This window comes from Rhodococcus sp. NPDC059234, assembly GCF_042754225.1.
Taxonomy (GTDB): domain Bacteria; phylum Actinomycetota; class Actinomycetes; order Mycobacteriales; family Mycobacteriaceae; genus Rhodococcus_G.
In genome coordinates this window covers 25,653-49,836 of the sequence record NZ_JBHZAH010000027.1, presented here as the reverse complement: position 1 = coordinate 49,836, position 24,184 = coordinate 25,653, and the positions used below count along the sequence as shown (strand labels likewise).

The window sequence follows — 24,184 nt, the reverse complement described above, 5'->3', positions numbered from 1 at the left end:
GGTGCGGTTACGGAGGGACGTCCGTCCGTAACCGCACCACTGCGCGAAGCGCATCAGAATTCGATCTCGAGCCGGTCGGTGACGGGACGGGCCTGGCAGCCGAGGATGTAGCCGGCGGCGATGTCTTCGGGGTCGAGGATCTCGCTGTTGTCCATCTCGACCTTGCCCTGGAGCACCGTGCAGGCGCAGGAGCCGCACTCGCCCTCCTGGCACGAGTAGGGCACGTCCAGGCCCTTGGCCAGCATGATGTCGACGAGGGTCTGCTTGCGCGGCCAGCTCAGCTCGTGGGTCTCGCCGTCCAGGGTGACCGAGACGCTCGCGGCGTCGGCAGCCTCTTCCGCGGTGACCTCCTCGAGCTCGACATCCAGGAACGGGTCGCCCGCGAGCGAGTTGAACACCTCGGCGTGCACGGACGTGCGCGGCACGCCTGCCTCGGCGAGGGCCTTGTGCACGGTGTCCATGAACGGGCCGGGGCCGCACATGAACGACTCGAAGCCGGCGAACGGAGCGGCCAGGGTCGCGAACTGATCCGGGGTGGGCAGGCCCTGCAGGCTCTCGAGCCAGTGCACCACCGTCAGTCGCGTCGGGTACTGGGCGGCGAGGCTGCGCAGCTCGTCGCGGAAGATCACGGAGTTCTCGTCGCGGTTGGCGTAGATCAGCACAACCTTGCCCGAGCCCTCGCTGAGGGCGGACTTGAGGATCGAGATGACCGGGGTGATGCCGCTGCCGGCGCCCCAGAGCAGGAAGTCGTGGTCGAGGGACTTCGGGGTGAAGACGCCGGACGGCGGCAGCATCTCGATGGTGTCGCCGACCTTGACGTTGTCGCAGAGCCAGTTCGAGCCGTAGCCGTCGACGGTGCGCTTGACGGTGACCTTCGGCTCGGCGTCGCTGAACGGGGAGCTGGCCAGCGAGTAGCACCGCGCGACGGATCCGGTCCGGTCGCTCGGGATGCGCAGGGTCAGGAACTGGCCGGGCTTGTAGTCGAACTTGCTGCGCAGTTCGGCGGGAACGGCGAACACGAGCGACCGCGCGTCGGAGGTCTCCTCTACGACGCCCGACACTGTGAGCACAACCGACCTGGAGCTGTGCGGCACGTCAACAGTGGTCATCGGGATGGGTCCTCTCGGTGTTCGGGTCAAATCTGAAACGTGTTCTAGTTTCAAATGTAGCAGAAACCATGGAAGCAGCTGGATCGTAGAACTGGACCATCGGTTCCCGATAGCCGGGATACGCGAAATCAGGATTCCTGGGCGAGCTGGCGGTCGAGCTGCACCCGGAGCCCGGCAATCAGCGTCTCGACTCCGAAGCGGTAGATGTCGCAGCCGTGCACCTCGTCGAGGTGGCTCGTCGCGCGCGCGACGACCTCCGGTAGGCCGGTCCGGTCCGGCATGGTCGGATCCTGCGTCGAGGCTCCGCTGCGGCCGAACAGGTAGGTGTGGATCGTGGCGTAGGCGGCCAGCACGTTGCGCTCGGAGAAACCGGCGTCGAAGAGGATCTCCATCACGAGCGCGATCAGCCGACGCTGCTTGCGGAGCATCTGTTCGAGCAGGATCTCGCCGAGACCGGGGTACGAGGCGAGGCGCTCGTCGATCTGGTCGATCAGGATGCGCAGCCGCTCGGTCCAGGCCAGGGTGGGGTCGGGGGCGGTGACGCCGGCGAGCGCCGCGGTGGCGACCAGGTCGAGGAGTTCGTTCTTGTCGGAGACGTAGTAGTAGGGCGCCATGGCGGAGACGCCGAGTTCGCGCGAGAGGCGTCGCATCGACAGTTTGTCGAGTCCGTCGTCGTGCACGACGCGCAGCGCCGCCTCCACGATCTCCTGCTCGGACAGGTTGCCGTGTGCGGTGCTGGGCGTCCGTGAGTCGCCGGTGGAGTTGCGGCCAGCCGGTCGTCCCAAGATCACGGACTTGTCCGTCATCATGTCCTTCATGGCCTGAAATCGGGACGGCAGGCGCCGTTCCCGACTTCATTTTAGGGCGTATCGGCCGCGAGGGGAGCCGGTCTGGAGAAAAGTGTGAGGTGGCGGCCGGAGGCGGTCCGGCGGGTGGTGCTGCTACCCGCCCAGGGAAAGATCTTGATCGGCAACGGAATTCGAAGGGTGGCCGATCGAGAGGGATGCCAGTCCGTGCGAGAGGGTGTCGCTGCCTGCGCGCAGCAGTGCCGGCAGCTCGAGCGACTCGTCGTCGAGCCACTGCTCGTAGGCGGACAGGGCGACGCCGAGCACGGTCCATCCGACCGTCCGGGGCAGGTGATCCGACGGGCTCAGGTCGAGCCGCGCGGCCACGTACTCGGCGATGACCTCACGCCAGCCGTTGTACATGACCATCGAATAGGCCTGCAGTGCAGGCGCTTTCAGGATGATCTCCATGCGCTGACGGTGCAGCGCGGCGACGTCGGCGGGGAAGCTGTTGAACTCGAGCAAGGCCTCGGCGAGTCCCTCGGCCAGCGGGATGTCGGCGGGCAGCTCGGCGAGTTGCGCGCGCATGTTGTCCAGGTGCAGGTCGAAGTCGCCCCACGGCACGGCGTTCTTGGACGGGAAGTACCGGAAGAAGGTCCGCCTGGCGATGCCGGCGGCCTCGGCGATCTGGTCGACGCTGGTCTCTTCGAAGCCGTGCTCGGCGAACAGTGCGATGCCGATGTTGCTGATCCGGTCGCGCGTCGTGGACGGCCTGCGACCGATTCGACCAGTCGTTCTGCTCCCGCTTCGCACCAGTTTCTCCTCCGGTCTTTCATTCTGCACTCGATGCCATTATTGTCGTGAAGCGGGTCACATCGCATGTCGCACGTGGCCGGCACCAACCCTGACACAGGAGGCAAGTCGATGTCCGACCATCGCGAAACTGTCATCGCCGAGACCGAGCTCGTCCAGGAGTCGCTCGTGGAAGAGGTCTCGATCGACGGCATGTGCGGCGTGTACTGACCGTGGATCTCGACACCGGGTGGAAGCTTCACCCGCAGGTGGCGCTTCGCCCCGAGCCGTTCGGGGCGTTGCTCTACCACTTCGGCACCAGGAAGCTCTCCTTCCTCAAGAACGTCACGATCGTCGGCATCGTCGAGTCGCTGGCCGAGCACCCCGATGCGCGCACCGCGATCCGAGCGGCAGGCATCCCCGACTCGCAGGTCGACATGTACGCGCGCGCCCTGTCCACGCTGGCCGAGTCCACGATGATCGTGCCCGCCGCGGTCGGTACCACCAGCGCAGCCTGAGGCCGGCCCGCCCGGCCGCCATTTCCCCTCACTTCTTCCGCTAAGAGGACACAGCCCATGACCTCAGTCCTAGAGCCCCCTGCCGCGCCGGTCGGCCGGTTGGTCGACCAGTTCGAGCTCGGTCTCGACGCGCCGATCTGCCTGACGTGGGAGCTGACCTACGCCTGCAATCTTTCGTGTGTGCACTGCCTGTCGTCCTCCGGTCGACGCGACCCGCGGGAGTTGAGCACGGAGCAGTGCAAGTCGATCATCGACGAGTTGCAGCGGATGCAGGTGTTCTACGTCAACATCGGCGGTGGTGAACCGACGGTCCGGTCGGATTTCTGGGAGCTGGTCGACTACGCGACCGCGCACCAGGTGGGTGTGAAGTTCTCCACGAACGGCGTCAAGATCGACAAGGAGGTCGCCGCCCGGTTGGCCGCGAGCGACTACGTCGACGTGCAGATCTCGATCGACGGTGCGACCGCCGAGGTCAACGACGCGGTCCGCGGTCCCGGTTCGTTCGCGATGGCGGTCCGGGCGTTGGAGAACCTCGCCGAGGCGGGTTTCCGGGACGCGAAGATCTCGGTGGTCGTGACGCGGCAGAACGTGGGTCAGCTCGACGAGTTCAAGGCCCTCGCCGACCGGTTCGGGGCGACGCTGCGTATCACCCGGCTACGTCCGAGCGGCCGCGGCGCCGACGTGTGGGACGAACTGCACCCCACGCAGGAGCAGCAGCGTGAGCTCTACGACTGGCTGGTTGCCAACGGCGACGGCGTGCTCACCGGTGACTCGTTCTTCCACCTGTCGGCGTACGGTGACGCCCTGCCCGGGCTGAACCTGTGCGGCGCGGGTCGGGTGGTGTGCCTGATCGATCCGATCGGGGACGTCTACGCCTGCCCGTTCGCGATCCACGAGCAGTTCCTCGCCGGAAACGTCGTGGCGGACGGTGGATTCCAGCAGGTGTGGCAGCATTCGGACCTCTTCCGGGATCTGCGGTCCCCGCAGACCGGCGGCGCGTGCTCGAAGTGCGATCACTACGACGCCTGCCGCGGCGGTTGCATGGCCGCGAAGTTCTTCACCGGCCTGCCGATGGACGGCCCGGACCCGGAATGTGTGCAGGGATACGGGGAGTCGGCGTTGGCGGCCGATCGCAGCGTCCCCAAGTCCAGCCAGGACCACTCGCGGACCGGTAAGCGAGCCGAGCGTCGCGTCCCGGCGGCGCCGGTGCCGCTGACCCTGCTGACAACCCGGCCTCCGGCCAAGATCTGCGACGAGAACCCGCTCGCGGGAATGAAATAGAGGATTCCGATGGCTAAGAATGCGTGGTTCGAGACCGTTGCCGAGGCGCAGCGGCGGGCACGGAAGCGGCTCCCGAAGCCGGTGTACATGGCGTTGGTGGCCGGCTCGGAGAAGGGCGTGACGACCAGCGACAACCTCGATGCGTTCGCCGAGCTCGGGTTCGCGCCGCACGTCGCCGGGCTGTCGGACAAGCGGGACCTGTCGACCACCGTGATGGGGCAGCAGTTGTCGTTCCCGGTGATGATCTCGCCGACCGGTGTGCAGGCCGTGCACCCCGACGGCGAGGTCGCCGTCGCCCGGGCCGCCGCCGCGCGGGGCGTCGCGATGGGGCTGAGTTCGTTCGCGTCCAAGTCCGTCGAGGAGGTGACGGCGGCGAATCCGCAGACGTTCTTCCAGATGTACTGGGTCGGCACCCGTGAGGTGCTGCTGCAGCGGATGGAGCGGGCCCGCGCGGCCGGGGCGACCGGTCTGATCATGACGCTCGACTGGTCGTTCTCGATGGGCCGGGACTGGGGCAGCCCGGAGATCCCCGAGAAGATGAACTTCGACGCGATGCGCAAGAACGCCCTGCAGGGCCTGCTGCACCCGAAGTGGCTGTCGCAGTTCGTGAAGGCCGGCGCCATCCCGGATCTGACCACCCCGAACCTCGCTCCGCCCGGCGGCGGTCCGGCCCCCACGTTCTTCGGTGCCTACGGCGAGTGGATGGGCACCCCGCTGCCGACGTGGGAGGACGTCGCGTGGCTGCGTGAGCAGTGGGGTGGGCCGTTCATGCTCAAGGGTGTCATGCGGGTCGACGACGCCAAGCGCGCCGTCGACGCCGGGTGCACCGCGATCTCGGTGTCCAATCACGGCGGCAACAATCTCGACGGCACCCCGGCCCCGATCCGGGCACTGCCCGCGATCGCGGAGGCGGTCGGCGATCAGCTCGAGGTGGTGCTCGACGGCGGGATCCGCCGCGGTTCCGACGTCGTCAAGGCTCTCGCGCTCGGTGCGCGGGCGGTGATGATCGGCCGCGCGTACCTGTGGGGCCTGGCGGCGAACGGGCAGGCCGGTGTGGAGAACGTCCTCGACGTGCTGCGCGGCGGCGTCGACTCCGCGGTGCTCGGCCTCGGACACTCCTCGATCCACGACCTGACCCCGAAGGATCTGGTCATCCCGCCCGGCTTCCGCCGCGACCTCGGGATCTGACCACTGCCCCTCTCCGTCACCTCGAAGGCCACCCTGGCCGGGCGCACCGCCCAGTCCAGGGTGGTCTTCGGCGCTCACGAGACGAATCTCGGTGAGGGCCGCGCGTTGTCCGGGCGCCACGTCGACTACTACCGTCGCCGGGCCGTCGGCGGCTGCGGCATCGTCGTCACCGAGCATGCGTCCGTGTGCGCGGACGACTGGCCGTACGAGCGGGCCCCGCTCGCGGCGGACTGCGAAAGTGGTTGGCGTGACATCGTTGCCGCGTGCCGGCCGCACGGAACGCTGGTGCTCGCCGGGCTGAGTCACCGCGGCCTGCAGGGTTCGAGCGCGTACTCGCAGTCCGTGCTCTGGGGACCGTCCCCGGTCGCGGACGTGGTCACTCGGGAGCTGCCCGCGGAGATGGGCACCGCCGAGATCGACTCGGTGGTGGAGAGTTTCGCGGCGGCCGCCGCGCGGGCCGCCGCCGCCGACGTAGACGGGGTGGAACTCGACGCCGGTCCGACCGCGCTGCTGCGACAGTTCCTGTCCGGACTGACCAACACTCGCGCCGACGGCTACGGCGCCGACCGGTCGCGGTTGTTGCGGGAGGTCGTCGCCGCGGTGCGCGCCGAGATCGGCGTCGGCCGGATCCTGTCGTTGCGGCTCAGCTGCGACGAACTCGCCCCGTGGGCGGGCATCACTCCCGAGTCGGCGGCACGGACCGCGTCCGAACTGGCGTCCACGCTCGACCTGCTCGTGGTCGTGCGCGGTGGGCCGATGTCCGCGACGGCGTACCGACCGGACGCGCACACGCCGCCGATGTTCAACGTGAAACTCTGCCAAGACATTCGCGTGGCGACACGCGGATCTGTTCCAATCGTCCTGCAGGGCAGCGTGATCGACGTCGACGAGGCTCAGCGATCCGTCGACGACGGCGTCGCCGACCTGGTCGAGATGACGCGGGCGCAGATCGCCGATCCGGACCTCGTCGCGTCCGCCCGGTCGGGTCGGGCGGCGCGGCCGTGCGTGCTGTGCAACCAGGCATGCCTCGTGCGTGATCCGAGGAACCCGATCGTCACCTGCATCGGCAATCCCGACGCCGGCCACGAGTCGACCGAAGAACCCTCGCCCGCGGCGGCGTTCCAGGCGCTGGTGGTCGGCGGCGGGCCCGCCGGCCTCGAGGCAGCGCGGGTCCTGGCGGCCGGGGGAGCCCGGGTGACGTTGGCCGAGCGTTCGGAGCGACCGGGTGGCGCGCTCGCCGCCGCGGCGGTCGGTCCGGGCCGAGATCGGTTGGCCGCGTTGCCGGGCTGGATCGAGGGACAGTGCCGCCGGCTCGGGGTCCGCATCGAGACCGGGCGTGCGGTGACCGCCGGAGACGTCGAGCGCGCGCTCGCCGCCGGGACCGCGGTCGTTCTCGCCGCCGGCGGGGTCGCGGCTCCGGCGCGGTGGCCGGGGCCGTCCGACGTCTCGGTGCTCACCGCGGCGGGCGTGCTGTCGGGGGAACCGATGCCGGCCGGACCGGTCGTGGTGTACGACCCGGTCGGTGGTCCCGTCGCGGTCGGCCTCGCCGAGTGGCTGGCGGCCGCCGGGCACGAGGTCACCTTCGTGACACCCGACCCGGTGGCGGGGACCCTGCTCGGACGCACCGGCGACCTGGCGGACGCGAACGCCAGGCTCGCGCGCGCCGGGGTCACACGGCGACTGCGCACTCGTGTCGTCGGACCGGCCGCCGGCGGTGTCGGAGTCGAGCACGTGCACACCGGGGAGCTCGAGACCGTGCCGGCCGCCGCGCTGGTCGACTGCTCGCATCGACTGCCCGGGACCTCGTTCGACGGCGTGTCGCGGGAGGCCGTGCGAGCCGGCGACCTCGTCGCACCCCGCACGGTACTCGAGGCCGTCCGGGAGGGCCGCGCGGCGGCGAGAATGCTGTTGCGAGGCGAGCATTCGTGACCCGCTACCGGCACCTGCTCACACCGCTGCGGATCGGCCCGCGCACGGTGCGGAACCGGGTCGTGTTCACCGCGCACCTGACCAATGCCGCCGTCGACGGCCTGCCCTCCGACCAGCACGTGGCCTACTACGAGGCCCGCGCCAGGGGCGGAGCCGGACTGATCGTCACCGAGGAGCACTGCGTCCACCCGACGGACTGGCCTTACGAGAAGGTGATTCGCGGCTACCGGCCCGAGACTGTCGCGGGCTACCGCCGGATCACCGAGGCGGTGCACGCTCACGGCGCGGTGATTGTGGCGCAGCTCAACCACAACGGCGGTCAGGGCTCGGGCATGTACTCCGAACTGCCGTTGCTGGCGCCGAGCCCGGTGCCGGACCCCCTGTTCCGGGAGGTACCCCGGGCCGTCGACGATGCCGACATCGCCGAGTTGGTCGCGGGCTACGCGACCGTCGCCCGGCACTGCCGGCTCGGGGGCTTCGACGGCGTCGAACTGCAGTGCTCCCAGTCGTCCATCATCCGGGCCTTCCTCGCACCCGCGTCGAATCACCGAACCGACCGCTACGGCGGCACTCTCGGCAATCGTGCCCGGTTCCTGCTCGAGGTGATCGAGGCGGTCCGCGACGAGATCGGATCCGAGCTGGTGCTCGGCGTGCGGTTGACGGGCGAGGAGTCGATCGCCCGGGGCATTCACCTCGACGAGGCGGTCGAGGTCGCCGCCATGGTGGAGGCGAGCGGCCGGGTGGACTACGTCAACACCTCGATCGGGATGGCCACCGAGACCCTGCACCTGATCGAGGCGTCGATGGCCGTGCCACGCGGGTATTCGCTGTTCATCCCCGGTGCGATCCGGCAGCGGGTCTCGTTGCCGGTGATCGGCGTCGGCCGCTTCACCGATCCCGACCAGGCCGATCGTGCGCTCGCCGAGGGACACTGCGACCTGGTCGGGGTGGTGCGGGGGCAGATCGCGGACCCGGACTTCGCGGCCAAGGCGGAGGCCGGGCAGCCACAGGACATCCGGACCTGCCTGTCCTGCAATCAGGAGTGCATCGGGCGGGTCGGGATGAATCGCTGGCTCGGGTGCGTCGAGAACCCCGAGGCGGGTCGGGAGTCGGTGCCGCTGCCGCCGCCGACGCGCCGGCCGCGGCGGGTGGTCGTGGTGGGCGGCGGGCCGGCCGGACTGCAGGCGGCGGCGACGGCGGCGCGGCGCGGTCACGAGGTGACGCTGTACGAGCGGGCGCAGCGGACCGGCGGACAGGTCGCCGCGGCGGCATCCGCTTCCGGGCGTGCCGAATTCGGCACCCTGGTACGCAATCTCGAGCACGAGTGCGTCCGGCGCGGAGTCCGGGTCCGCACCGGCGTGAGCGTCGACCACGCCGTCGTGCGGGCGCTCGCGCCGGAAGTCGTGATCGTCGCGACCGGCGCGCGGCCGCACCGACCCGGCTGGGCCGGTGACAGCGTTCGGGTGGTCGACGTGCGGGACGTGCTCGAGGGCCGTGTGGCGCCGTCCGGGCGGGTGCTGGTGTTCGACGAACTCGGTTTCCACCAGGGCACCTCGGTCGCGGAGACGCTGGCGGAGCGCGGCTGCGCGGTGACCGTCGCGACCAGCGCCATGATCGTCGGACAGGACCTGGGTCTGACCCTGGACATGGAGGGCTGGCAGCGGCGCGCGCACGAGAAGGGCATCGCGCAGTGGACCGACCTGGTGCCCGTGTCGGTGACCGAGGCCGGCAGCTCGGTGCGGGTCGCGCTGCTGCACCACCCGACCGGCGTCGTCAGCGAACCCGAGTTCGACTCGGTGGTGTGCTGCGTGCACCAGCGACCGGTCGACGCGCTATGGAAAGAACTGTCCGGGAATGCATTCGAGGTTCACCGGATCGGTGACGCGCTCTCGCCCCGGCGCGCCGACGCGGCGGTGGTCGAGGGCCACCGGGCGGGCATGTCGGTGTGAGCGCTCAGATGCCGGTCGGGAGGTCGCCCGGCAGCAGGTTCTGCGGTGTCTGGCGCAACGTCCATCTCTTCGAGCCGGTTCGGGTCAGCACCCACACCACGTCGTAGCGATCCTCCGGCCACGGGTCGGGGACGTCGGTGTCCACGCTGCCGATGGCAGCGACGATCTCGGGCAGGTACTCGCGTTGCCAGGAAACCAGCACCGGGCCGGGCGTGCGCACCAGGGTCTTGGCGAGTGCCTTGATGTCGGACCTGCCGAAGCCGGTGTCCACGGTGACGCCGAGCGCAGCGGCGAGCGGGGTCACCGTTTGCACCGGCCGCCTGCTGCCGTTCTTCTTCCTCGGGGTCGATGCGAACAACGCGACCGGCCGCGCCAGTCCCGAGGCAGAACCGGCGGCGTCCGGTGCGAACAGGCCGACCAGGGCGTGGGCCCGCTGCCAGCCGGTGGGCGTGAGCGATTCGTCGCAGCGGGCACCCGCCTCGTCCACGCCGAACGGAGGGTGGTCGCCGTCGGGTCGTTCGGCGTGCCGGATGAGCATGATCGTCGACGCGTGCGAGTCCAGGTCCCCGGCCATGCCGGCCATTCTCGCCGATCTCACCCCGGGGTGATGGGAACCGGCCGTCGGTCAGGCCGCATGATGGTTCCCGTCGCCCGTGGGGAGGGCGGTCTGCAGGAGTCCCCAGGAGAACTGCGCCCGGCACGTCGTGCCGTCCGGCGCCGCGAACTCGGCCGTGACGTGGCTCGCGACGGGGCCCGCGGCCGCGCGATAGCGGACTGGTGCGCATGCGATTTCGAGGTCGTCGACGGTGACGATCCACGGCCGCAGATCCTCCGGTGTGGCGATCGCCGGCGCGGGGGAGCCGGCGATCCGGGCGAGCCGCTCGTCGACCACGGCACCACCGGGGCCCGAAGTGACCTGGAACTGCAGGCCGGGCCACAACGGCATCGGCCAGGCCTCGACGGTCAGCTCGCCGACGAGCGGCACCCTGCGAGTGGTCACGACCGCGGGCGACCCCAGCGCGAGGCGGTACCGGGTGGCCCCACCGGGAAAGTGCCCGCGCAGACCGCGCTGCCACTGGGCGTGCGCCGCGCGAAGGTCGGTCCCGCTCTTGCCGAGGGTCTTCATCGCGGCCGTGACGAGGGCGGGCTGGTAGTCGTTCATCCGCCGCAGCAGCATCAGCTCGAAGTTGACGACGCCAAACCCCGTGAGCGGCATTCGGTCGAGGGTCATCGGACCTCCTCGGTTCGACGGAAGGGTAACAACAGGCCGGGTAACCGGTTAAAGTGGTGACATGGAGAGTGGGTCGACCTGGGCGGTACCCCTGAGGTCACGCGAGGGCGTCGAGTTCTCGGTGGTCACCGGTGCGGCCTGCATCGACTTCGTCTACACCGGTGGCCTCGGCGACCGCGCCCGGTGGGAGTCCCTGCATCGCCCCGAAGACCTGGCGGCGTGGGCCGTCGCCTCGCGGCTCGTGCGCGACGCCGTCCCGCTGTCCGAGATGGTGGTCACGGACGCGGATCTCGAGGCCGCGATCGAGTTGCGGGAAGTGTTGTGGCGCAGCATCGACAGGCTTGCCGACGGCGCGGCCGTCGACCGCACCGACGTCACGGCTCTGAACGCGTACGCGAGTCGGCCCGACCTCGCGCCCCGGCTCGGCGACGGCGGGCTCACCGTCGCGACGCCGATCGCGGCGTCCCAACTCCTCTCCACCTTGGCCCGGGACGCCATCGCGCTGGCGGGTGGGCCCCTGCGTGAGCGTGTCCGACGCTGCGCGGCACCGGACTGCCCGCTGCCGTTCGTCGACACGTCGCGGCCGGGTACCAGGCGTTGGTGCGCCATGGCGCGCTGCGGAAACCGGGACAAGGCACGAACGAGACGACGGACGGAGACGCGCGATGACCGGGGTGCGTGAGGTGGGCCTGAGCAAGGACGTGGGCTGGGAGATCGGCGTGTCGAAGACGTTGCCGTACCAGCTCGAGGAGGTCTGGCGGACGGTCGCCGGAAATCCCGCCGCCTGGCTGGGGGAGGGTGCGCGGCTGCCGGACCGTCCGGGCGGGTCGTGGACCGCGGACGACGGCACCCGCGGCGAACTGCGCAGCCACCGAGACCACGACCGAATCCGGCTCACCTGGCGCCCGCCGTCCTGGACTCACGACAGCACCGTCCAGGTGACGGTGCGGTCGGCGGCGACGGGCACGACGATTCGGTTCCATCAGGAGCGCCTGACCAGTGCCGCCGAGCGCGCCTCCCAGCGGACGTACTGGCAGTGCGTGATGGCAGGGCTGGAGGCGGCGCTGGCGCAGTCGCGCGACCAGGAGGCATAGCATTTCGGGCATGCCCGAGCCCCTCGCCGTCGCCACGTCGCCCGAGATCGCCGAGGCGGTCCCGGCCCTCGCGGTCCCGGTGGGTTCGCTCGAACAGCACGGTCCCCACCTGCCGCTCGACACCGACACCCGGATCGCCGTCGCCGTTGCCGCCGCGCTGCCCGGACTGACCCTGGCGCCGGCCATCGCCTACGGGGCCAGCGGGGAACACGAGGGATTCGCGGGAACCGTGTCGATCGGCAGTGCGGTGCTCCAGTCGGTCGTCGTCGAGTACGGGCGGTCGGCGTGTCGCTGGTCCCCGCGCGTGTTGCTGGTGAACGGACACGGCGGCAACGCCCCGGCACTCGCCGAGGCGGTCGCGCTGTTGCGGTACGAGGGTCGGGACGTGGCCTGGCTGCCGTGCGCGGTTCCCGGGGCGGACGCCCATGCCGGTCATACGGAAACGTCTCTACTGCTGCATATTTCACCGGAGGTGGTGCGTCTTGACCTGGCCGAACCGGGGGACCTGCGGCCGATAGGCGAGATCATGCCCGCGATGCGCCGCGGCGGCGTCGGGGCGGTCAGTGACAACGGGGTGCTCGGCGACCCGACGGCAGCGGACGCGATCGCGGGCGCACGCATGTTCGAGCAGATGGTGGCGCGAGGTGCGGCTGCCCTCGCGCGGTGGCAACCGGACGATCGTGGCATGTTGCGGTGAGAGCAGATCCGAATACGATCACCTGATGCGCCAAGCTCGACTGCCCGACGGGTTCGGGGTGAGAATCGACCCGAAGGTGCGCACCTTTTCCGACGGGCGCGTGCTCATCGGCGGTTCGCCGACCCGAATGCTCAAGCTCGCGCCGACCGCCGCCGCGATGATCGGTGACGGCTACCTGAAGGTGGTGGACCCGCAGTCCGCCGCCGTCGCGCGGCACCTGCTCGACTCCGGGGTGGCGAACCCGCGGCCGATGAGCTCGCCGCCGAGCCAGGACGTCACCGTCGTCATCCCCGTCCGGAACAACACCGCGGGCCTGAACCGTCTGCTGCCCGCGCTGCGCGGACTGTCGGTCATCGTGGTGGACGACGGGTCGGATCACCCCGTCACCCCGCCGCCGGTCGACGACGGTCGCGGCAGCGTACGGGTGCTCCGGCACGATGCCTCGCAGGGTCCCGCGGCGGCTCGGAACACCGGACTTTCCTCCGCAACAACAGAATTCGTGGCGTTTCTGGACTCGGACGTGGTGCCCCGGGTCGGCTGGCTCGAATCCATGCTCGGTCACTTCAGTGATCCCGCCGTTGCCATGGTTGCACCACGCATCATCGCGCTCACACCCGAGGGCGGGGCGATCGCCCGGTACGAGCACGCGCGATCCTCGCTGGACCTCGGTCGCAAGGAAGGCCCGGTGCGCGCCGGCAGCGCGGTGTCGTACGTGCCCAGCGCGGCGATGCTGGTGCGGCGGCGCGCGCTCGAGGAGTGCGGCGGCTTCGACGATGCCATGCACGTGGCCGAGGACGTCGACCTGTGCTGGCGTCTGCACGCCGCGGGCTGGCGGCTCCGGTACGAGCCGATCGCCCATGTCGCCCACGACCATCGGGTCTCGTTCCGCACCTGGTTCGGTCGCAAGATGTTCTACGGCACCGGTGCCGCCCCGCTCGCCGCCCGGCACGAGGGTCAGGTGCCGCCGGTCGCGATGTCCGCCTGGACCCTGGTGGCGTGGCTGCTCGCGGCGACCTGCACGCGGATCGGGCTGCTGGCGGCGATCGGTACGCAGGTGGTCACCGTGATCCGGCTGCGCCGCACGTTCGGGGAACTGGACAAACCGACCCGCATCGCGGTGGTGCTGGCGGTCCAGGGGCTTGCCGGCGGGGCCTGGCAACTCGCGTCCGCGATGTGCAGACACTACTGGCCGGTCACCGTCGTCGCGGCCGTGCTCTCCCCGCGGGTGCGCCGCGCGGTGATCGCGGTGGCGGTCGCCGAGGGCGCGGCCGACTGGTGGACGCACCGCGAGCCCGGCGGGCTCGGACCGGTCCGGCACGTGGTGTTCAAACGACTCGACGACCTCGCCTACGGCGCCGGACTGTGGCGGGGCGCGGTCGGCGAACGCAGCGCCGCGGCGCTGACCCCGCGCCTGAACGGCTGACCGGGGTGCCGGGCTCGGAACCGGTGGCCGACGTGATCGTGGTCGGCGGTGGTTCCGGGGGGTGTGTGGTCGCGGCCCGGCTGAGCGAAAATCCCGACCGCACAGTCGTTCTCGTGGAGGCAGGCCCGGACGGCGCTCGGTCCGGGCCGATCGGAACCCTGCCGGTGGGCCCCGGCAGTCCGCTGGTGTGGCGCTATCCCGGTGAACTGCAACCGGGCCGGGGAGTCACCGTCGCACGTGGCCGGACCCTGGGCGGCTCCGGCGCCGTCAACGGCGGCTACTTCGTGCGAGGTACCGCCGCGGACTTCGAGTCCTGGCCGGCGAGCTGGTCGTACGCCGAGGTGCTGCCGTACTTCCGGAGGCTCGAGACGGACCCTTTCGGCGACCGGCGTTGGCACGGCGACAGTGGACCGATTCCGATCACGCGGACGGCGGCCGCGGCGCAGCACCCGATCAGCGCGGCCTTCCTCGACGCCGCCGCGGCGGCGGGCTTCGGCTACCGCGCCGACCTCAACGAGCCCGACGCCGCGGGGGCCGGTCCGGTCCCGCTCAATGCCGCGTCGGGTGCCCGGGTGAGCACCGCCGCGGCGTACCTCGGTCCCGCAGCCGGTCGCCCGAACCTGCGAGTGCGCACCGGGGTGGTCGCTCGCCGAGTGGTCGTCGACGGCGGCCGAGCGGTCGGGGTGGAGGTCGGAGTAGGCCCGCGGAGCCGGGTGCTGCGCGCCCGGACCGTGGTGTTGTGTGCAGGCGCGGTGGGTACACCGCACCTGCTGATGCACTCGGGAATTGGTCCGGCGCAGCAGCTTTCGGCGCTCGGAATGCCCGTGGTCGTGGACCGGCCCGGCGTCGGACAGGGATTCGAGGACCACCCCGAGGTGACCGTCGGGTGCCGGCTCGTGCAACCGTCCCCGCACGAGCCCACACGCGCGATCCTCGAGGTGGTGCTCGAGGCCGATGGCATCGAATTGCGTCCGTACACGGCACCTTTCGGTGACGTCATCTCCGGGCTGGACGACCCGGTGGGGCGCATCGGGGTGGCGCTCATGCGCCCGGAGAGTCGTGGCGAGGTGGTGCTGCAGTCGGCCGATCCTGCCGTTCCGCCGCTCGTGCGGTACCACTACCTGCGGTCGGCGGAGGACCGCGCGGCCATGCGGTCCGGGCTCGAGCTCGCGCGGGACCTGCTGGCCTCGCCGGGGTACGCACGACTCGTCGTGCCGATCCCCGCGGTTCCCGCCGCGACCGGGACGTTCGAGAATCTGGGGACCTCGATGCACCTGTCCGGCAGCTGCCGGATGGGCGCCGCCGACGACGCAGCCGCGGTGGTCGACGACCGGTGCCGGGTGCTCGGTGTCGACGGGTTGTCGGTGGCTGACACCTCGGTGATGCCCGCCCTGACCTCGCGCGGCCCACACGCCACCGCGGTGATGATCGCCGAGCGGGTAGCCGACTTCCTGGACGCCTGACCAGCGGACCTGCGCCCGCAGGCGCTGTGACCCGCGTTACAGTAGTGGGGACGTCACGGAGGGAATCGATTGGCCAGAACTCCGAACGGCAACCCGTGGGTGGCCGTCCGACCAGATGAGGACATCGCGGTACTCGCCCGCACGGTGTCGACCGCGCACCGCTCGTTCGTCGACAGCGGGCGGTCGTCCGTTGCCGGTCGGCCGGACGCGTCCCCGGTGCGACCGGTGGTGTTCGACTCCTGGCTGCGCAGCCGCAGCCGCGGCATCGATCCCGACGGTATCGACGAGTCGGGCGACATGGGCGCCCGCGAACTCGACGAGTACCGCGACTCGCACCCGATGGCCCTGATCCGGCCGGTCGTGCGCAAGCTTCTCGTCGAGGACGCCGCGGACACCGGACTCCTCGTGGCGATCAGCGATGCCGCGGGCCGGTTGCTGTGGGTCGAGGGCGACAGGGTGGCGAAGGATCGGGCGCTCGCGATGAACTTCGTGGAGGGTGCGGACTGGAGCGAGGAGCGCGTCGGCACCAACGCGCCCGGTACCGCGCTCGCCGTCGATCACTGCGTGCAGATCTTCGGGGCCGAACATTTCAGCCGCAACGTGCACGACTGGAGTTGTTCGGCGGCGCCCGTGCACGACCCGATGAGCGGGCAGATCCTCGGCGCCATCGACATCACCGGAGGTCCCCGGGTCGCGGTGCCGGAGGTGCTCGCGCTGGTGCGCGCCACGGTCGCGGCCGCGGAGTCCGAGTTGCGGTTGCACCTGCTCAACTCGCCCAGGCTGCTCGGCGCGGCGCCGCCCCGGCTGGCGGTCCTCGGCTCGGAGCGGCCCACCCTGGTCCGGGACGGTGAGCGGATACCGCTGTCGCGGCGGCACGCGGAGATCCTGCTTCTGCTCGCGGACCACCCCGAGGGCCTGAGCTCGGACCAACTCGCCATCCTGCTCGACGAGTCCGAACTGGACTCGGTCACGATCCGCGCCGAGATGTCCCGTCTGCGAAAAGTTTTCGGGGCGGAGGGTCTAGGGTCCCGGCCGTACCGACTGCTCACCGAACTGAGCTCCGACGTCGACGAGGTCCGTCGCTCGCTCGAACAGGGGGATGCCGCCGGAGCGCTCACCGTCTATCGGGGGCCGGTCCTGCCGGGGTCGGTGGCGCCCGGCATCGAGGACATCCGGGCCCAGTTGCGCGGCCGGATGCAGGCGGCCCTGCTGCGCGCCGGCGACCGGACGCTGCTCGCCCGGTGGACGGCCACCGTGGAGGGGCGTGAGGACGCGTCGGCCTGGGCCGCGTACCTCTCCTCTCTCGACCCCGATTCCCCGATGTATGCCCAGGTCGGGGCCAGGATTGCCCTGCTCGACGGGCAGCTGAGCCGATGAGTCCGGCGTACGCAACGTAGTTGCAACCATCGGGCTCGTAGTGTTCCGGATCACACCAGCGACAACACGGTAAGGAGTCCCGATGACCGTCTACGCCCGCCCGGGTACACCCGAGGCACTCATGTCCTTCCAGCCGCGTTACGGCAACTACATCGGCGGCGAGTGGATCGCGCCGACCAAGGGGCAGTACTTCGAGAACGCGACCCCGGTCACCGGTCAGGTCTTCTGCGAGATCCCGCGCAGCACCGCGGAGGACATCGACCTGGCCCTCGACGCCGCGCACGCCGCCGCACCGAGCTGGGGCAAGACGTCCGTTGCCGAACGCGCGGTGATCCTCAACAAGATCGCCGACCGCATCGAGGAGAACCTCGAGTCGATCGCGCTCGCCGAGTCCTGGGACAACGGCAAGCCGATCCGCGAGACCCTCAACGCGGACATCCCCCTCGCCGTCGACCACTTCCGCTACTTCGCGGGAGCCATTCGCGCGCAGGAGGGTTCGCTGTCGGAGATCAACTCCGAGACCGTCGCCTACCACTTCCACGAGCCGCTGGGCGTGGTCGGTCAGATCATCCCGTGGAACTTCCCCATTCTGATGGCGGTGTGGAAGCTCGCGCCCGCACTCGCGGCGGGCAACGCGGTTGTCCTCAAGCCAGCCGAGCAGACCCCGGCGTCGATCCTTTACCTGTTCGGCATCATCGGCGATCTGCTGCCGCCCGGTGTCGTCAACATCGTCAACGGCTTCGGCACGGAGGCGGGCAAGCCGCTCGCGTCGAGCCCGCGGATCAAGAAGATCGCGTTCACCGGTGAGACCACCACCGGCCGGCTGATCATGCAGTACGCCTCGCAGAACCTGATCCCGGTCACCCTCGAGCTCGGCGGCAAGAGCCCGAACATCTTCTTCTCCGACGTGCTCGCCGCCAACGACGACTACCAGGACAAGGCCCTCGAGGGCTTCACGATGTTCGCCCTCAACCAGGGCGAGGTCTGCACCTGCCCGTCGCGTTCGCTGATCCAGGCCGACATCTTCGACGAGTTCCTGGCGATGGCCGCGATCCGCACCAAGGCCGTCCGGCAGGGCGACCCGCTCGACACCGACACGATGATCGGCGCCCAGGCCAGCAACGACCAGTTCGAGAAGATCCTCTCGTACATCGAGATCGGCAAGGCCGAGGGCGCGCAGCTGATCACCGGCGGCGAGCGGGCCGATCTCGGTGGCGACCTGTCCGGCGGCTTCTACATTCAGCCGACGGTCTTCACCGGCCACAACAAGATGCGGATCTTCCAGGAGGAGATCTTCGGCCCGGTGGTGTCGGTGACCTCCTTCAAGGACTACGCCGAGGCGATCGAGATCGCCAACGACACCCTCTACGGTCTCGGCGCGGGTGTGTGGTCGCGCGACGGCGGCGTCGCCTACCGGGCCGGCCGCGACATCCAGGCCGGCCGGGTGTGGACGAACACCTACCACCAGTACCCCGCGCACGCGGCGTTCGGCGGCTACAAGCAGTCCGGTATCGGCCGCGAGAACCACCACATGATGCTCGACCACTACCAGCAGACCAAGAACCTCCTGGTCAGCTACGCGCCGAAGGCTCAGGGCTTCTTCTGAGCCACGCGGCAACGTGAACGGCCGGGGCGCCCGTCGCACCCTCCGCCCCTCGGCGGACGCCCCGGTTTCCCACCAGCGGTGCACGGAGGACCTGATGACCGACACGACGACGCCCGGCCGCATCGTCGCCACCGCCGGAGCGGTCGACCTGCTTCGTCGCCTCCGCGCCGCACACGGACCGCTGATGATGCACCAGTCCGGTGGCTGCTGCGACGGTTCGGCGCCGATGTGTTATCCCGCAGGTGAATTCATCGTCGGCGACCGCGACGTCCTGGTGGGCCTGCTGGACCTGCGCCTGGGCGTGGGGGAGGTTCGGGCGGGCCTGCCCCCCGACGCCGACGCGGTCCCGGTGTGGATCTCGGGACCGCAGTTCGAGGTGTGGAAGCACACCCAGCTGGTGCTCGACGTGGTCCCCGGCCGCGGCTCGGGGTTCAGCCTCGAGGCGCCGGAGGGCATGCGGTTCCTCAGTCGGGCGCGGGCCTTCGCCCCGGCCGAGATCGACGCCCTCGCCGACGGGGATCTGGTTACCGGGGAGGGCTGGGCGTCCGGCAGCAGGCCGGTCCCACCCACGGAACCTCAGGTGGTGGCGGAGGCCGCCGACGCCTGTCCGGTGCCGGCACGCGGTGGTAACGCACCGGCAATCGATAGCTGACTTGATCACTCAATGCTGTGGTTCGACGCGACGCCGCTGGCGGCCGCGCGGGCCGCCGTGTGAAGATTCTCGATGAGAAGGAGGTCGCCATGGCGATCACCACGAAGAAGACGCAGCACGAGGACTTCCATACCGAGGACAGTGAGTACCTCGCGAAACGGACCCTGAGATCGGGTTCCGCGGGCTGGTTGCTGCTCGCCGGCCTTGGCGTGAGCTACGTGATCTCGGGCGATTACGCGGGCTGGAACAACGGCCTGGCCGAGGGTGGCTTCGGCGGCCTGCTGATCGCCGCGATCGTGATCGCGGGCATGTACCTGGCGATGGTGCTCGGTATGGCGGAGATGTCGTCCGCGCTCCCCGCCGCCGGTGGCGGCTACACCTTCGCGCGACGGGCCCTCGGGCCGTGGGGTGGGTTCGCTACCGGCACAGCGATTCTCATCGAGTACGCGATCGCTCCCGCCGCCATCGCCACCTTCATCGGTGGCTACGTCGAGTCGCTCGGACTGTTCGGGATCCACGACGGCTGGTGGGTGTACCTGGCGGTCTACGCGATCTTCATCGGCATCCACCTCACCGGTGCGGGGGAGGCACTCAAGGCCATGTTCGTGATCACCGCGATCGCGCTGGTCGGACTCGTCGTCTTCGCGGTCTCGGCGTGGGGGCTGTTCGACGCGGGCAACCTCACCGACATCCCGGTCGACGCGTCCGCCGCGGGCAGTTCCAGCTTCCTGCCGTTCGGCGCCTTCGGGATCTGGGCGGCGGTGCCCTTCGCGATCTGGTTCTTCCTGGCCGTCGAGGGCGTCCCGCTCGCAGCGGAGGAGGCCCGCGAACCGGAGAAGAACGTTCCCAAGGGAATCATCATCAGCATGCTCCTCCTGATCGTGACTGGGGCGTCGGTGCTGTTCCTCGCGACCGGCGCGCTCGGCGCGGAGGCGCTGTCCACCTCGGGTAACCCGCTGGTGCAGGCCCTCGGCGACGGGACCGCGGCGAAGGTCGTCAACTACATCGGTCTCGCCGGTCTGGTCGCCAGCTTCTTCTCGATCATGTACGCGTACTCCCGGCAGACCTTCGCGCTCTCGCGCGCCGGATACCTGCCGACCCGGCTGTCGGTGACCAACTCGCGCAAGGCACCCACACTGGCGCTGATCGTTCCCGGCATCGTCGGCTTCGTGCTGTCGCTCACCGGCGAAGGCGCGATGCTGCTCAACATGGCGGTGCTCGGCGCCGCGGTGAGCTACGTGCTGATGATGATCAGCCACATCGTGTTGCGCCGCCGCGAGCCCGACATGCCGCGCCCGTACCGCACCCCCGGCGGCATCGTCACGACGTCGTTCGCCCTCGTGATCGCGTCCGCCGCAGTGATCGCGACGTTCCTCGTCGACCCCACCGCGGCGCTGTGGACCGTGGCCGCGTTCGCCGGCTTCATGGCCTACTTCGGCTTCTACAGCAGGCACCACCTGGTGGCGAACTCGCCGGACGAGGAGTTCGCGATCCTGGCAGAAGCGGAGGAGGAGCTCGAATGACCGTGTACACGAAGACAATCGGCGGAACCAGCTACTCCTTCGATGGTCTCGTCGACCTGATGGCGAAGGCCACCCCACTGCGTAGTGGAGACGAACTGGCCGGCTGCGCCGCCGGTTCGGATGCGGAACGAGCCGCGGCGCAGTGGGTTCTGGCGGACATCCCGCTCGACGTGTTCCTCCAGGAACTGCTGGTGCCGTACGAGGACGACGAGGTCACCCGGCTGATCATCGACTCGCACGATCGCGTGGCCTATCAACAGATTTCGCATCTCACCGTCGGTGGTCTGCGGGACTGGCTGTTGTCGACGGCGGCCGGTGAGGGCGCCGCTCAGGCGTTGCGGGCGGTCGCGCCGGGCCTCACTCCGGAGATGGTCGCGGCGGTCAGCAAGATCATGCGCAACCAGGACCTGATCGCGGTGGCCCGGGCGACCGTCGTCACCGCCGGATTCCGGACCACCATCGGCGTGCCGGGCAGGCTCAGCACCCGTCTGCAGCCGAATCACCCCACCGACGACCCGCGGGGGATCGCCGCCGCGACCCTGGACGGCCTGCTGCTCGGGTGCGGCGACGCGGTGATCGGGATCAACCCGGCGACCGACTCGCCGCACGCCACTTCGGACCTGCTGCATCTGCTCGACGAGATCCGGCAGCGGTTCGAGATCCCCACCCAGTCCTGTGTGCTCTCGCACGTGACCACCACGATCGACCTGATCGGCGCCGGTGCACCGGTGGACCTGGTGTTCCAGTCCGTCGCGGGGACCGAGGGCGCGAATGCCGGCTTCGGCGTGAACATCTCGCTGCTGCGTGAGGGCAACGCCGCAGGACGATCGCTGCGCCGCGGCACCGTCGGTGACAACGTGATGTACCTCGAGACCGGGCAGGGTTCGGCGCTCAGCGCGGGCGCGCACCTCGGGACCGGCGGCAGACCCGTCGATCAGCAGACACTCGAGACGCGGGCGTACGCGGTCGCGCGGGACCTCGAGCCCCTGCTGGTGAACACGGTGGTCGGCTTCATCGGGCCCGAGTACCTGTACGACGGCAAGCAGATCCTCCGGGCCGGGCTCGAGGACCACTTCTGCGGCAAACTGCTCGGCCTGCCGATGGGCGTGGACGTCTGTTACACGAACCACGCCGAGGCGGACCAGGACGACATGGACACCCTGCTGACCCTGCTCGGGGTGGCCGGGGCGGCCTTCGTGATCGCGGTTCCCGGCGCCGACGACGTGATGCTCGGCTACCAGAGCCTGAGCTTCCACGACGCGCTGTACGTGCGGCAGGTGCTCGGTCTGCGGCCCGCCCCGGAGTTCGAGGCCTGGCTGCAGAAGCTGGGCATGGTCGACGGGAACGGCCGGGTACTGCCGTTGGATGCGGCGGCCTCGCCGCTGCGCGCGCTGACGGGGGCACTGTGAGCATCGAGCAGAGTCCGGAGACGCCGCAGGATTTCTGGGCCGAGCTCAGGCGCAGCACTCAGGCCCGGATCGGTCTCGGCCGGGCCGGCGACGCCCTGCCGACCGAGCAGATCCTCGAGTTCCGGTCCGCGCACGCCGCGGCCCGCGACGCGGTGCACCAGCCGCTGGACGTCGACCTGCTCGCCGGGCAGGTCGAGGCTGTCGGGCTGGGTCCCACCGCGCGGGTGACGAGCCGGGCCACCAGCCGAGCCGAGTACCTCCGCCGGCCGGACCTGGGGCGACTGCCGGACGACCTCTCCGGCGTACCCCACAGCGGGGCCGAGGTGGGATTCGTTCTCGCGGACGGCCTTTCGCCGCGGGCGCTGGCAGACCACGGCGCCGCGCTGCTGTCGGCGCTGACGAGCGAGCTGTCGGACCGGTACTCGTTGGCGCCTCCGGTCATCGCGACCGAGGCCCGGGTGGCCCTCGGCGATCACATCGCGGAGGCGCTGGGTGTCGCGACAGTCGTCGTCCTGATCGGTGAGCGTCCCGGACTGTCGGTGGCCGACAGCCTCGGCATCTACCTCACTCACCTGCCGAGGCCGGGCCGTACCGACGCCGACCGGAATTGCATCTCCAACATCCACCCGCCCGAGGGGCTCGGGTACCAGCAGGCCGCACGCGTGGTGTCCGGACTGCTCGCGGGCGCCCGCAGGCTGGGACGCTCCGGCGTCGACCTCAAGGACACCTCGCGTTCGGACGCACTGGCCTCGGGTGAGGTCCTGACCATCGAGTGAGTTGGCTGCGCCGCCGGGCGCGCCTCACATCTGCGAAACAAGGCAAGGAGTGATTCATGGTGATGACGCATGCCCGCACCACGATGTGGGCCGGTGCTGCCGCGGCCGCTCTGGTGCTGACCGCCGGGTGCGGAACCGACACCCGCATCGGCGATTCCGCACCGACCGCGGCGGCGAGCGAGTGCGGCGGGCTGGATCCCGCGCTGCAGTGGTACGGCGACAACCGCGCCGTCCTCGACCGCCTGATCGCGGAGCGGGGCGACTGCTCGGGCGGTGGCGACGCCGCTGCCGGTGCCCCGCTCGCCCTCTTCGACTGGGACAACACCGTTGTCAAGAACGACATCGGCAGCGCGACCGCCTACTGGATGCTCGCGCACGACAAGATCCTCCAGCCGGCCGGTGCGGACTGGGCGAACACCAGCCGGTTCCTGACCCCGGCCGCGGCGGGTGCGCTGTCGGCGGCCTGCGGGACCGAGACCGCACCCGGGCAGGCGCTCCCGACGAGCACCGACATCGACTGCGCCGACGAGATCGTCGCGGTGCTCGACGAGAAGACCCGGTCCGGGCAGGCCGCATTCGACGGCTACGACCACCGCCGGACCAAGGCGGCGTACGCCTGGGCCGTGCAGTTGATGGCCGGGCACTCCGAGGCGGAGGTGACCGCCTTCGCGGAGGCGGCGCGGGCGGAGAACCTGGCCGCACCCGAGGGGGCCGACCAGACCGTCGGCAGCACCGAGGTGGACGGATACGTACGTTACTACCCGCAGATCGCGGACCTGGTGAAGACGTTGCGCACCAATGGTTTCGATGTTCGGATCATCTCCGCCTCCGCTGAGCCGGTGGTGCGGGTGTGGGCCCGTGAGCTCGGCCTCGCCCCCGACCGGGTGATGGGGGTGCGGCCGGTGGTCGCGGACGGCGTGCTCACCGGACACCTGGTCGGATGCGGCGGCGTACCGGACGGCGACGACTCGGTGATCCCCTACATCGACGGCAAGCGGTGCCAGGTGAACGAGGTGGTGTTCGGGGTGCACGGCCCGGCAGCGTTCGACCCGTTGCCCGCCGAGCGTCGGCAGGTGTTCGCGGCAGGCGACTCCGTCACCGATGTCACGTTCCTGGCGGACGCCACCGGCGGAAGGTTGGTGATCAACCGCAACAACGCCGAGCTGATGTGCAACGCCTACGACAACGGCGACGGCCGCTGGTTGGTGAACCCGATGTTCCTCGATCCGAAGGATCGGGCCGACGCCCCGTACCCCTGCTCGACCACGGCGTTCACGGCGGCGGACGGGGCGAAGGCACCGGTCCACCGTCCCGACGGCACGGTGATCGCCGACCAGGTCGACGCGGTCTTCTGAGGGTGCCCGGCCGGTCGGCCGGGCGGG

General features: G+C 70.3%; 23 protein-coding genes. 18 read left to right on the top strand and 5 right to left on the bottom strand.

Annotation, left to right across the window (positions count from 1 at the left end; all coding sequences use genetic code 11):
* Positions 1-53: 53 nt before the first annotated feature.
* The 3 genes from ACFXGJ_RS08815 to mftR form a co-directional block, all read right to left on the bottom strand.
* A complete protein-coding gene (locus tag ACFXGJ_RS08815; RefSeq protein WP_378617967.1) occupies positions 54-1,109 on the bottom strand; it encodes a 2Fe-2S iron-sulfur cluster-binding protein in 1,056 nt (351 codons plus the stop codon).
* Between the two features lie 128 nt (positions 1,110-1,237).
* Positions 1,238-1,927: a mycofactocin system transcriptional regulator MftR2 gene (mftR2, locus tag ACFXGJ_RS08810; protein ID WP_378617966.1), complete on the bottom strand. Its 690-nt coding sequence runs from the start codon at positions 1,925-1,927 to the stop codon at positions 1,238-1,240.
* 123 nt (positions 1,928-2,050) lie between these two features.
* Positions 2,051-2,707 carry a mycofactocin system transcriptional regulator gene (gene mftR / locus ACFXGJ_RS08805; RefSeq protein ID WP_378617965.1) on the bottom strand — a complete coding sequence of 219 codons (657 nt, stop codon included), beginning with the start codon at positions 2,705-2,707 and terminating at the stop codon, positions 2,051-2,053.
* Between the two features lie 111 nt (positions 2,708-2,818).
* Between mftR and mftA the strand changes: the two genes are divergently transcribed.
* The 6 genes from mftA to ACFXGJ_RS08775 are packed head-to-tail and all read left to right on the top strand — an operon-like array spanning position 2,819 to position 9,551.
* Positions 2,819-2,917, top strand: coding sequence for a mycofactocin precursor MftA (gene mftA / locus ACFXGJ_RS08800; RefSeq protein WP_142100268.1), 99 nt, complete (start codon positions 2,819-2,821; stop codon positions 2,915-2,917).
* On the top strand, positions 2,902-3,204 hold the full coding sequence (gene mftB, locus ACFXGJ_RS08795) for a mycofactocin biosynthesis chaperone MftB (RefSeq protein ID WP_378617964.1): 303 nt from the start codon (positions 2,902-2,904) through the stop codon (positions 3,202-3,204). The genes mftA and mftB overlap by 16 nt, the downstream gene beginning before the upstream one ends.
* Positions 3,205-3,261: 57 nt before the next feature.
* Positions 3,262-4,485, top strand: a complete 1,224-nt coding sequence (gene mftC / locus ACFXGJ_RS08790) for a mycofactocin radical SAM maturase (RefSeq protein WP_378617963.1) — start codon at positions 3,262-3,264, stop codon at positions 4,483-4,485.
* Between the two features lie 9 nt (positions 4,486-4,494).
* A complete protein-coding gene (gene mftD, locus ACFXGJ_RS08785; protein ID WP_378617962.1) occupies positions 4,495-5,673 on the top strand; it encodes a pre-mycofactocin synthase MftD in 1,179 nt (392 codons plus the stop codon).
* Between the two features lie 3 nt (positions 5,674-5,676).
* Positions 5,677-7,602: a mycofactocin system FadH/OYE family oxidoreductase 1 gene (locus tag ACFXGJ_RS08780; RefSeq protein WP_378617970.1), complete on the top strand. Its 1,926-nt coding sequence runs from the start codon at positions 5,677-5,679 to the stop codon at positions 7,600-7,602.
* Complete coding sequence (locus ACFXGJ_RS08775) at positions 7,599-9,551, top strand: mycofactocin system FadH/OYE family oxidoreductase 2 (RefSeq protein ID WP_378617961.1); 1,953 nt, start codon at positions 7,599-7,601, stop codon at positions 9,549-9,551. The genes ACFXGJ_RS08780 and ACFXGJ_RS08775 overlap by 4 nt, the downstream gene beginning before the upstream one ends.
* Before the next feature lie 4 nt (positions 9,552-9,555).
* Here ACFXGJ_RS08775 and ACFXGJ_RS08770 read toward each other — a convergent pair whose 3' ends face one another.
* Both ACFXGJ_RS08770 and ACFXGJ_RS08765 read right to left on the bottom strand, forming a co-directional pair.
* Positions 9,556-10,125, bottom strand: coding sequence for a hypothetical protein (locus ACFXGJ_RS08770; RefSeq protein WP_378617960.1), 570 nt, complete (start codon positions 10,123-10,125; stop codon positions 9,556-9,558).
* Between the two features lie 51 nt (positions 10,126-10,176).
* The gene (locus tag ACFXGJ_RS08765; protein WP_378617959.1) at positions 10,177-10,782 is read right to left on the bottom strand and encodes a hypothetical protein; all 606 of its coding nucleotides are present in this window, start codon (positions 10,780-10,782) and stop codon (positions 10,177-10,179) included.
* Positions 10,783-10,843: 61 nt separating this feature from the next.
* On the opposite strand from ACFXGJ_RS08765, the gene ACFXGJ_RS08760 reads away from it, so the two are divergent.
* The 12 genes from ACFXGJ_RS08760 to ACFXGJ_RS08705 all read left to right on the top strand — a co-directional run bounded on the left by ACFXGJ_RS08760 (position 10,844) and on the right by ACFXGJ_RS08705 (position 24,157).
* Entirely contained in the window at positions 10,844-11,464 is a 621-nt protein-coding gene (locus tag ACFXGJ_RS08760; RefSeq protein WP_378617958.1) for a CGNR zinc finger domain-containing protein, read from the top strand.
* Entirely contained in the window at positions 11,448-11,876 is a 429-nt protein-coding gene (locus ACFXGJ_RS08755) for an SRPBCC domain-containing protein (protein WP_378617957.1), read from the top strand. Before ACFXGJ_RS08760 ends, ACFXGJ_RS08755 begins: the two co-directional genes overlap by 17 nt.
* Before the next feature lie 10 nt (positions 11,877-11,886).
* Positions 11,887-12,573, top strand: a complete 687-nt coding sequence (mftE, locus tag ACFXGJ_RS08750; protein WP_378617956.1) for a mycofactocin biosynthesis peptidyl-dipeptidase MftE — start codon at positions 11,887-11,889, stop codon at positions 12,571-12,573.
* 25 nt (positions 12,574-12,598) lie between these two features.
* The gene (gene mftF, locus ACFXGJ_RS08745; protein ID WP_378421481.1) at positions 12,599-13,996 is read left to right on the top strand and encodes a mycofactocin biosynthesis glycosyltransferase MftF; all 1,398 of its coding nucleotides are present in this window, start codon (positions 12,599-12,601) and stop codon (positions 13,994-13,996) included.
* Between the two features lie 5 nt (positions 13,997-14,001).
* Positions 14,002-15,459, top strand: coding sequence for a mycofactocin system GMC family oxidoreductase MftG (mftG, locus tag ACFXGJ_RS08740; protein WP_378617955.1), 1,458 nt, complete (start codon positions 14,002-14,004; stop codon positions 15,457-15,459).
* A 69-nt stretch (positions 15,460-15,528) separates the two neighbouring features.
* Positions 15,529-16,836, top strand: a complete 1,308-nt coding sequence (locus tag ACFXGJ_RS08735; protein ID WP_378617954.1) for a transcriptional regulator — start codon at positions 15,529-15,531, stop codon at positions 16,834-16,836.
* Between the two features lie 82 nt (positions 16,837-16,918).
* Positions 16,919-18,442 carry an aldehyde dehydrogenase gene (gene adh, locus ACFXGJ_RS08730; protein WP_378617953.1) on the top strand — a complete coding sequence of 508 codons (1,524 nt, stop codon included), beginning with the start codon at positions 16,919-16,921 and terminating at the stop codon, positions 18,440-18,442.
* Between the two features lie 94 nt (positions 18,443-18,536).
* The gene (locus tag ACFXGJ_RS08725; protein ID WP_378617952.1) at positions 18,537-19,094 is read left to right on the top strand and encodes a DUF779 domain-containing protein; all 558 of its coding nucleotides are present in this window, start codon (positions 18,537-18,539) and stop codon (positions 19,092-19,094) included.
* An 89-nt stretch (positions 19,095-19,183) separates the two neighbouring features.
* The gene (eat, locus tag ACFXGJ_RS08720) at positions 19,184-20,617 is read left to right on the top strand and encodes an ethanolamine permease (protein WP_378617951.1); all 1,434 of its coding nucleotides are present in this window, start codon (positions 19,184-19,186) and stop codon (positions 20,615-20,617) included.
* Positions 20,614-22,026, top strand: a complete 1,413-nt coding sequence (locus ACFXGJ_RS08715) for an ethanolamine ammonia-lyase subunit EutB (protein ID WP_378617950.1) — start codon at positions 20,614-20,616, stop codon at positions 22,024-22,026. The genes eat and ACFXGJ_RS08715 overlap by 4 nt, the downstream gene beginning before the upstream one ends.
* 2 nt (positions 22,027-22,028) lie before the next feature.
* A complete protein-coding gene (gene eutC / locus ACFXGJ_RS08710; RefSeq protein WP_378617969.1) occupies positions 22,029-22,802 on the top strand; it encodes an ethanolamine ammonia-lyase subunit EutC in 774 nt (257 codons plus the stop codon).
* A gap of 56 nt (positions 22,803-22,858) precedes the next feature.
* Positions 22,859-24,157 carry an HAD family hydrolase gene (locus tag ACFXGJ_RS08705; protein ID WP_378617949.1) on the top strand — a complete coding sequence of 433 codons (1,299 nt, stop codon included), beginning with the start codon at positions 22,859-22,861 and terminating at the stop codon, positions 24,155-24,157.
* Positions 24,158-24,184 lie beyond the last annotated feature (27 nt).

Excerpts from the sequence above, each read along its gene's own strand:
- ACFXGJ_RS08815 (WP_378617967.1), bottom strand. The coding sequence starts at position 1,109 with ATGACCACTGTTGACGTGCCGCACAGCTCCAGGTCGGTTGTGCTCACA.
- mftR2 (WP_378617966.1), bottom strand. The coding sequence starts at position 1,927 with ATGAAGGACATGATGACGGACAAGTCCGTGATCTTGGGACGACCGGCT.
- mftA (WP_142100268.1), top strand. The coding sequence starts at position 2,819 with ATGTCCGACCATCGCGAAACTGTCATCGCCGAGACCGAGCTCGTCCAG.
- mftC (WP_378617963.1), top strand. The coding sequence starts at position 3,262 with ATGACCTCAGTCCTAGAGCCCCCTGCCGCGCCGGTCGGCCGGTTGGTC.
- mftD (WP_378617962.1), top strand. The coding sequence starts at position 4,495 with ATGGCTAAGAATGCGTGGTTCGAGACCGTTGCCGAGGCGCAGCGGCGG.
- ACFXGJ_RS08770 (WP_378617960.1), bottom strand. The coding sequence starts at position 10,125 with ATGGCCGGGGACCTGGACTCGCACGCGTCGACGATCATGCTCATCCGG.
- ACFXGJ_RS08765 (WP_378617959.1), bottom strand. The coding sequence starts at position 10,782 with ATGACCCTCGACCGAATGCCGCTCACGGGGTTTGGCGTCGTCAACTTC.
- ACFXGJ_RS08760 (WP_378617958.1), top strand. The coding sequence starts at position 10,844 with ATGGAGAGTGGGTCGACCTGGGCGGTACCCCTGAGGTCACGCGAGGGC.
- ACFXGJ_RS08755 (WP_378617957.1), top strand. The coding sequence starts at position 11,448 with ATGACCGGGGTGCGTGAGGTGGGCCTGAGCAAGGACGTGGGCTGGGAG.
- mftE (WP_378617956.1), top strand. The coding sequence starts at position 11,887 with ATGCCCGAGCCCCTCGCCGTCGCCACGTCGCCCGAGATCGCCGAGGCG.
- mftF (WP_378421481.1), top strand. The coding sequence starts at position 12,599 with ATGCGCCAAGCTCGACTGCCCGACGGGTTCGGGGTGAGAATCGACCCG.
- adh (WP_378617953.1), top strand. The coding sequence starts at position 16,919 with ATGACCGTCTACGCCCGCCCGGGTACACCCGAGGCACTCATGTCCTTC.
- ACFXGJ_RS08725 (WP_378617952.1), top strand. The coding sequence starts at position 18,537 with ATGACCGACACGACGACGCCCGGCCGCATCGTCGCCACCGCCGGAGCG.
- eat (WP_378617951.1), top strand. The coding sequence starts at position 19,184 with ATGGCGATCACCACGAAGAAGACGCAGCACGAGGACTTCCATACCGAG.
- ACFXGJ_RS08715 (WP_378617950.1), top strand. The coding sequence starts at position 20,614 with ATGACCGTGTACACGAAGACAATCGGCGGAACCAGCTACTCCTTCGAT.
- ACFXGJ_RS08705 (WP_378617949.1), top strand. The coding sequence starts at position 22,859 with ATGGTGATGACGCATGCCCGCACCACGATGTGGGCCGGTGCTGCCGCG.